This is a genomic window from uncultured Ralstonia sp., from assembly GCA_913056305.1.
Classification (GTDB): Bacteria; Pseudomonadota; Gammaproteobacteria; order Burkholderiales; family Burkholderiaceae; genus Ralstonia.
The window spans coordinates 1-7,568 of record CAJXMR010000219.1; the positions used below are offsets into that span (position 1 = coordinate 1).

Below are 7,568 nucleotides of genomic sequence, written 5' to 3' on the forward strand. Positions count from 1 at the left end.
GCGAGATCAGGTTGCCCTTGTCGTCCCACGCGCCGCGCCCCCAGACCATGCCGTCCTTGATCACGCCGTCGAAGGGAGGCTCGGTCCAGTCGCCCTCGGTGCCAGGCGCGATGGGCACGACGTCCTGGTGCGCCATCAGCATGATGGGCGGCAGCGATGGGTCGGTGCCCTTCCAGGTGTAGAGCAAGGCGAAATCGCCGACTTGCTCGCGCTGCATCACCGCGTGTGCCTTCGGGTAGCGGGCCTGCAGCATGGCTTGCAGCTGGCGGAACTGGTCGGCGTTCAGCTGGGCATCGGTCGCGCTGGACACCGTGCGAGCCCGGACGGCCTCCGCCAGATGCGCTGCAGCCGCCGCGCCATCGACCGCCACCGGCTGCACCGGCGCCACCTCGAGCTGGCGCGAGCCATGCCGCCAGGTGTTGATGGCCACGCAGGCCGCCAGCACCACGAGCACGGCCAACACCGCCAGCAACAGGCGCCCGACTGCACGCCCGGCTATTGCACCACGTCCTTTGAAGGATGCATTCATCGGGGATTCCGCTCCTTGAGAGTGAACAGCCGCACCCGGCCAATCGGAGAAAGGGGCCAGCCTGGGAGCTCCAGTATCGCCGCACTGGCGTGCGGTCGCCACCACCCGGCGGGGCGGGGGCGCCCAGGACCGAGTAACCATCTACGCAAATATTCGTGGGAATCGAGTGGGGCGCCATGCTGGAATGTCCGCATGTTCCTTTCGCGACAGCTCCGCCCATGACATTGACAAGCAAGCTCCTCCTCGCCCTCTCCACCCTCGCCTTCACCGCTGCGACCCACGCCGCGCCGCTTCGCATCGGCGTCACGCCGGGCGCACTGGCCGACTCCGTCGAGGTCGCTGCCGCCGAAGCCCGCAAGCAGGGCCTGGACGTCAAGGTGATCGAATTCACCGACTGGACCACGCCCAACGTGGCGCTCGCCTCGGGCGACCTCGACCTCAACTACTTTCAGCATCAGGCCTTCCTGGACAACGCCATCAAGGAGCGCGGCTATGCCTTCAAGAGCGTTGGCATCGGCGTGCTGGGCAACATCGGGCTGTACTCGACCAAGATCAAGCGCCTGGACCAACTGAAGGACGGTGCCCGCGTGGGCGTGGCCAACGACCCGGTCAACCAGGGGCGTGGCCTGTTGCTGCTGCAGAAGGCGGGGCTGATCAAGCTGCGCGACGGCGTGGGCGCGCGCGGCAGCGTCAACGACGTGGTCGCCAACCCGAAGAAACTCAAGCTCGTGGAGATCGAAGGCCCGCAGCTCGTCCGCGCGCTCGACGATCTGGACCTGGCGCAGGGCTATCCCGCCCACTTCGTCAACGCGGGCAAGGCGGACATCGCCGGTGCGGGACTGCTGTATTCGGGCATCGACGACGAGTACTTCGCCATCCGCTTCGTGGCACGACGCGACAACGCAGGCGACCCGCGCATCGCGCGCTTCATCAAGCTCTACCAGGAGTCGCCTGCCGTGCAGCAGCAGGTACACACGTCGTACGCCAACAACGACAAGCTCTACACCCTGCCCTGGCTGAAACGCTGACGCCATGACCGCCATGACCACGCTCGTCTCCACCCCCGCACACACCTGGCCCGAGGCCGCCGCCCCGCACGCGCGGCAAGCCGAAGCCGCCGTGGCCACGCCCACGGCCGGCACCATCACATTCGAGAGCGTCGGCAAGACGTACCGCGCGGCGGCCGGCGATGTCCACGCCCTGCAGGGCATCGACCTCGCCATCCCTGCAGGCGGCATCTTCGGCATCATCGGGCGCAGCGGCGCCGGCAAATCGAGCCTGCTGCGCACCATCAACGGGCTGGAGCGGCCGAGCAGCGGGCGCGTGCTCGTCGATGGCGTCGATGTCGGCACGCTCGGCACGGGTGCGCTGGTGGCGCTGCGCCGGCGCGTCGGCATGATCTTCCAGCACTTCAACCTGCTCTCGGCCAAGACGGTGTGGGAGAACGTGGCCCTGCCGCTGAAGGTGGCCGGCGTGCCGGCAGCGGAGATCGCCCAACGCGTCGATGCCCTGCTCGCGCTGGTCGGACTGGAAGGCAAGCAGCACGTGACTCCGGGGCGCTTGTCGGGCGGGCAGAAGCAGCGCGTGGGCATCGCCCGCGCGCTGGTGCACCGGCCCGAGATCCTGCTGTGCGACGAGGCCACCTCCGCGCTCGACCCGGAAACCACCGACGCCATCCTCGCCCTGCTGCGCGACATCAACCGCCGCTTCGGCCTGACCATCGTGCTGATCACGCATGAGATGCGCGTAATCCGTGACATCTGCGACAACGTGCTGGTGCTCGAAGCCGGCCGCGTCGCCGAGCAAGGCCCGGTGTGGCGCGTCTTCGGCGACCCGCAGCACGACGCCACGCGCGCCCTGCTGCAGCCGCTGCGCGGCGGCCTGCCCGATGATGTAGCGGCGCGCCTGCAACCCGCGCCGCCCACGCGTGGCGCGTATGAGCAACTGATCGAGTTGAGCTACACCGGCACCGCTGACGTGCCCGAACTCGCGCAGATCGCCGACGCGCTGCGCCACCCGACCCGCCTGCTGCGCGCCGACCTGGACCGCATCCAGGGTCGCACGCAAGGGCGTCTGCTGATCGCCGCAGCGGGCGGCAATCTTCCGCACGAAGCCCTGCGAGCGCTGGCACTGTCCCAATACACCCGGAGCCTAGGCTATGTCCCCGCTCACGATTGAACGCATCTGGCAGGCCCTGCTCGACACGCTGACCATGGTATCGGCCTCCGCCCTCATCGCCGCGCTGGCCGGCATTCCGCTGGCGCTGACGCTGGTGCTGACGGCGCCGGGCGGCACGCTCGAATCGCCGCGCGTGCACCGCGTGCTGGGCGCGCTCGTCAACGGCTTCCGCGCCACGCCCTTCATCATCCTGCTGGTGGCGCTGCTGCCGTTCACGCGGCTGGTGGCCGGCACCTCGATCGGCGTGTGGGCGGCGGTGGTGCCGCTGGCGATCAGCGCCACACCGTTCTTCGCGCGCATTGCCGAGATCAGCCTGCGCGAGGTCGACCGCGGCCTGGTGGAAGCCGCCCAAGCCATGGGCTGCGAGCGTCGCCACATCGTCTGGCACGTGCTGCTGCCCGAGGCGCTGCCGGGCATCATCGGCGGTTTCACGCTCACGGTGGTTTCGCTGATCGGCGCCTCGGCCATGGCGGGTGCGGTGGGCGCGGGCGGCCTGGGCGACATCGCCATCCGCTATGGCTACCAGCGCTTCGATACCACCGTCATGGCGGTGGTCATCGTGCTGCTGATCGGGCTGGTGAGCCTGGTGCAGTGGGTGGGGGATCAATCGGTGCGGCGGTTGAAGGCGCGATGATGGCGTGCTGAGCAACGCACGCAGGCCATTGCGCAACGATGCATCTGCGCAATCCTTCGTTGTTGCCGTTGCGGGTGCGTCCTTAAGATGGACGCAGGGCATCAGCACGAACAGATCGCAGCATTGCGTGCGGAAATCTTCGCGCTCCTCGGCACAGTCGACTGATCGAGGCGCGTTCATCGCATCTGAGCGCCGCGTGCCTCGCTCGGCATGCGCGGGCATCTGTGGCAGATCAGGCAAAACCACATCGACGGCAAGCTTGCCCGCCCGTGCGCAAGCGGCATGACACGCCCCCGGATTCAGCGCGTGGGCGAAGGCCGCATGCTGTATTGCTGTTTCGCGACGAGCCAGTTTTGATAAGCCTTGTAAGAGAATTCAGCCAGCACGCGCGCCGCGCTCCCGCAGGCGATGTTCTTGTCCTGCTCTTGCTTGGCCGCGACGATGAGGTGGTCCACGTAGTCTTGCGCTTGCGTGGTCATCAACGGTTTTAGCCCTTGCAGCTGACTGCTGAACTCGGCCCTCACATAGGGCGGGAACGCAGGGAGCACCTCGGCGGCGATGGCCGCATCCACCGACAGGAACGCTCTCAGCGCATCGCCGCAGTAGGACCGCTTGAAGACTTTCAGCCCTTCAAGAGACCCCAGGTAGGTCTTCGCGCTCTCTGCCAGCTTGCCCTCTGGCGTCTGCGGCGCACCAGAATCCGCAAAGGCCATGGGCATCGCCCCCGTTGCGACCACCAACACGATCAAACCAGCACAACGCCCAAAGGCCAGCGAGCTTGCCATGATCGTCTCCCGTATGGTTTTAAAATCCCGATGCCGGCATTGGGCAAGGATGTTTTTATGCTGGGAAGTAAAGCATTCAGCCTGCACGCTTCCCATTGGTCATATGGCGGATAACGGTTGACGTAACAAACCTGAAACGTTCTGACCCATTTTTTATCCGATTGAGTCAAACCGATGACACCATCCTCCTCTCCAGTCAAGGCTGGAGCGGTTTTCCACGTTTCACCGCCGAACACTCAATGAAGCGGATTTGTTGGCTATATTCGTTGAACCACAAAGGCCTTTGAAAAGGGGCTGCAACGCTCGGGGAGGAAACATCATGCGTACACGTACAAGCCTGTTCAGTCCGTCAACCCCAGAGAAGATGGCGGAAAAGGAACTGCGCGAAATGCGCCTGACCTTGTTCCAGGCCGAACGCCATCTGCTCGAAGTGCAGATGCATGTCGCCTATTACCGTGACATGGTGGCCTTCCTGGAAGACGTCCAGGCAAGCGGGGTGGAGCAAGTTGTGGACAACCGGCGCATGCCGGGCGACGACGCGCTGGGTGCACGCGCTGCGCTCAGGGCCGTGTTCAAAGCGCCCCCAAGCCCGGAGGCCAAGGAGGCTGGCCAAACGGGTTGAGCGCATGAAGCAGGCAGCCCTGAACCTGCGCATGCCCGTCGACGATCGGCGTCCCCCAAAAATGCAAATGCCGCCGGCCCAACGCATGGGCCAGCGGCACTCGTGCCCTACCGATCGGCGTGTCGTCTACCGTCGTGCCAGCGCGCTCACCACGCGCACCAGCGCATCCACCTCCTCGCACGTGTTGTAGAACGCCAGCGACGGCCGCACCGTGGCTTCCACGCCAAAGCGCCGCAGGATCGGCTGCGCGCAATGGTGGCCGGAGCGCACGGCAATGCCCTCGCGATTGAGCGCCGCGCCCACCTCTTCGGTGCGATACCCGGCCAGCGTGAACGACAGCACGCTCGCCTTGTTGGCGGCCGTGCCGATCAGCCGCAGACCTGGGATGCGCGATAGCCCATGCGTGGCGTACACCAGCAGGTCGTGCTCATAGCGCGCGATGTGCTCCAGGCCGACACGCTCGACGTAATCGAGCGCGGCGCCCAGCCCCACCGCATCGGCGATGTTGCCGGTGCCGGCCTCGAAACGCGCGGGCGCGGGCTGGTACAGCGTCTTCTCGAAGGTCACGTCGGCGATCATGTTGCCGCCGCCCTGCCACGGCGGCAGCGTGTCGAGCAGGTCCTGCTTGCCGTACACCACGCCGATGCCCGTGGGCCCAAAGATCTTGTGGCCGGAGAACACGTAGAAGTCCGCATCCAGCGCCTGCACGTTCACGCGCAGGTGCGATACCGCCTGCGCGCCGTCCACCAGCACGCGCGCGCCCGCCGCATGCGCCAGCGCGATGATCTCCTGCACCGGCGTCACCGTCCCCAGCGCGTTCGACACCTGCGTGACCGACACCAGCTTGGTACGGCTGCTGAGCAGCTTGCGGTATTCGTCCAGCAAGATCTGGCCGCTGTCATCCACCGGGATCACGCGGATGCGCGCGCCCACCTGCGCCGCGAGCTGCTGCCACGGCACGATGTTGGCGTGGTGCTCCAGGTGCGAGACGATGATCTCGTCGCCGGCGCCGATGTGCTGGCGGCCGAAGGTCTGCGCGACGAGGTTGATCGCCTCGGTGGCGCCACGCACGAAGATGATCTCGTCCGCCGAGCGCGCGCCGAGAAAGCGCGCCACCTTGTTGCGCGCGCCCTCGTAGGCGTCGGTCGCGCGCGCCGCCAGTTCATGCGCGGCGCGGTGGATGTTGGAGTTCTCGTGCGCATAGAAATGCGCCAGCCGGTCGGTCACGGCCTGCGGCTTGTGTGTGGTCGCGGCGTTGTCCAGCCAGATCAGCGGACGGCCATTCACGCGCTCGGCCAGGATCGGGAAATCGCGCCGCACGGCCTGCACGTCGAACGTACTGGCCCGATGTGGCTGGTGGCTCGTGTCACGCGGCGCTTCCAACGTGGGCGGCGCCAGGAAATAGAACTGCCCTGCCTGCACTGCCCCACCCGGCTGCCGCAACGCATCCGGCCCAGCAGGCGGTGTGCCCGCCGCGCCATCGATCAGCCGCGCCAGCGCATCGGTGCCCGGCAGGTGGAATGACTGCGCGGAGACGCGGTCATCCGGCACCCCGGCTTCCGACGCGGCCACGCCAGCATGCGGCACGGCCGACTGATAGCCGCTCGCCTCCCCCAGGAAGTAGTACCGCGAACTCTGCACGGACACCGGGTGCGCCGGGCCGGGCGCGCCGTGCCCTGAAGCCGCCTGCGGCAACGCAGCCGCGTACTGCGTCGGCACGCCCTGCACGGGCACACGCGGCTCAACGGGCACGGCTTGCGCTGTGGGCAGCGGGCTCAGCTGCGGCGCAGCGCCTGCGGGCGTCAGGTCGATCGCGGCCTCAGGCTCGGCACCCGGCAGCGCCGTGAAGAACGCGTTGGCCAATTGCGCCAGCGCAGCCGGATCAGGCAGACCCGCCGGCAAACCCGCCGGCACTTCCGCCACCGGCAGCGCCAGCCCACTCACGCCGGCCGGGTTACTTGTAGGTGTCGGGATAGTCATGGTACTTGCCGATCTCCACGTCATCGAGCACCGCCAGCGCGTCTTCGGTCAGCACGGCCAGCGAGCAATACAGCGAAATCAGGTAGGACGCGATCGCGTTCCGGTTGATGCCCATGAAGCACACCGACAGGCCCGGGCTCTGCTCGCCCGCCACGCCCGGCTGATACAGCCCGACCACGCCCTGGCGCTTGTCGCCCACGCGCAGCAGCAGGATCTTGGTGCGGCCGTGCTCGTCGATGGGCACCTTGTCCGACGGGATCAGCGGCAGGCCGCGCCAGGTCAGGAACTGCGCGCCGAACAGGCTGACGGTGGGCGGCGGCACCCCGCGCCGCGTGCACTCGCGGCCGAACGCGGCAATCGCCAGCGGGTGCGCCAGGAAGAAGGCCGGCTCCTTCCACACCTTGGTGATCAGCTCGTCCAGGTCGTCCGGTGTGGGCGCGCCGGTGAGCGTGGAGATGCGCTGCGTCGCGTCCACGTTGGCCAGCAGGCCGTAATCTGGGTTGTTGATCAGCTCGCTTTCCTGGCGTTCCTTGATGGTCTCGATGGTCAGGCGCAGCTGCTGCTGGATCTGGTCATGCGGGCTGCTGTACAAGTCGGACACGCGGGTGTGCACGTCCAGCACGGTCGTCACCGCGTTGAGGAAGTACTCGCGCGGCTGGTCTTCGTAGTCGACGAAGGTTTGCGGCAGCTCGGCGCCTTCGTCGCGCTGCGAGCACGCGACCCGCACGTCGCGCGGGTTCTTCACGCGGTTCAGGCGGAAGATGCCGGCCTCCACCGGCTGCCATTGCAGCAGGTGCACCAGCCAGCGCGGGCTGAGGGTGGACAACTGCGGAACGGTCT

8 protein-coding genes are annotated in these 7,568 nt (G+C 67.2%); 4 read left to right on the plus strand and 4 right to left on the minus strand.

Going from position 1 to position 7,568, the window contains the following annotated elements; genetic code table 11:
* The coding region (locus QZ609_RS22250; RefSeq protein WP_295499601.1) for a M20/M25/M40 family metallo-hydrolase at window positions 1-529 on the minus strand (529 nt) is incomplete at its 3' end.
* A 218-nt stretch (window positions 530-747) separates the two neighbouring features.
* On the opposite strand from QZ609_RS22250, the gene QZ609_RS22255 reads away from it, so the two are divergent.
* The 3 genes from QZ609_RS22255 to QZ609_RS22265 are packed head-to-tail and all read left to right on the plus strand — an operon-like array spanning window position 748 to window position 3,341.
* Complete coding sequence (locus QZ609_RS22255) at window positions 748-1,557, plus strand: MetQ/NlpA family ABC transporter substrate-binding protein (RefSeq protein WP_295499602.1); 810 nt, start codon at window positions 748-750, stop codon at window positions 1,555-1,557.
* Between the two features lie 13 nt (window positions 1,558-1,570).
* Complete coding sequence (locus QZ609_RS22260; protein WP_295499614.1) at window positions 1,571-2,707, plus strand: ATP-binding cassette domain-containing protein; 1,137 nt, start codon at window positions 1,571-1,573, stop codon at window positions 2,705-2,707.
* Window positions 2,688-3,341, plus strand: a complete 654-nt coding sequence (locus tag QZ609_RS22265; protein WP_295499603.1) for a methionine ABC transporter permease — start codon at window positions 2,688-2,690, stop codon at window positions 3,339-3,341. The genes QZ609_RS22260 and QZ609_RS22265 overlap by 20 nt, the downstream gene beginning before the upstream one ends.
* 299 nt (window positions 3,342-3,640) lie before the next feature.
* Here the strand turns inward: QZ609_RS22265 and QZ609_RS22270 are convergent, their stop codons facing one another.
* Window positions 3,641-4,126 (minus strand): hypothetical protein, encoded by a 486-nt coding sequence (locus QZ609_RS22270; RefSeq protein WP_295499605.1) that lies wholly within the window; start codon window positions 4,124-4,126, stop codon window positions 3,641-3,643.
* A gap of 319 nt (window positions 4,127-4,445) precedes the next feature.
* On the opposite strand from QZ609_RS22270, the gene QZ609_RS22275 reads away from it, so the two are divergent.
* A complete protein-coding gene (locus QZ609_RS22275) occupies window positions 4,446-4,748 on the plus strand; it encodes a hypothetical protein (RefSeq protein ID WP_295499607.1) in 303 nt (100 codons plus the stop codon).
* 126 nt (window positions 4,749-4,874) lie between these two features.
* Here QZ609_RS22275 and QZ609_RS22280 read toward each other — a convergent pair whose 3' ends face one another.
* Together QZ609_RS22280 and QZ609_RS22285 are read right to left on the minus strand one after the other, a co-directional pair.
* Window positions 4,875-6,728 carry a family 2A encapsulin nanocompartment cargo protein cysteine desulfurase gene (locus QZ609_RS22280; protein ID WP_295499609.1) on the minus strand — a complete coding sequence of 618 codons (1,854 nt, stop codon included), beginning with the start codon at window positions 6,726-6,728 and terminating at the stop codon, window positions 4,875-4,877.
* Window positions 6,703-7,568: family 2A encapsulin nanocompartment shell protein (locus QZ609_RS22285; protein ID WP_295499612.1), on the minus strand; the 866-nt coding region annotated here is incomplete at its 5' end. The genes QZ609_RS22285 and QZ609_RS22280, both read right to left, overlap by 26 nt.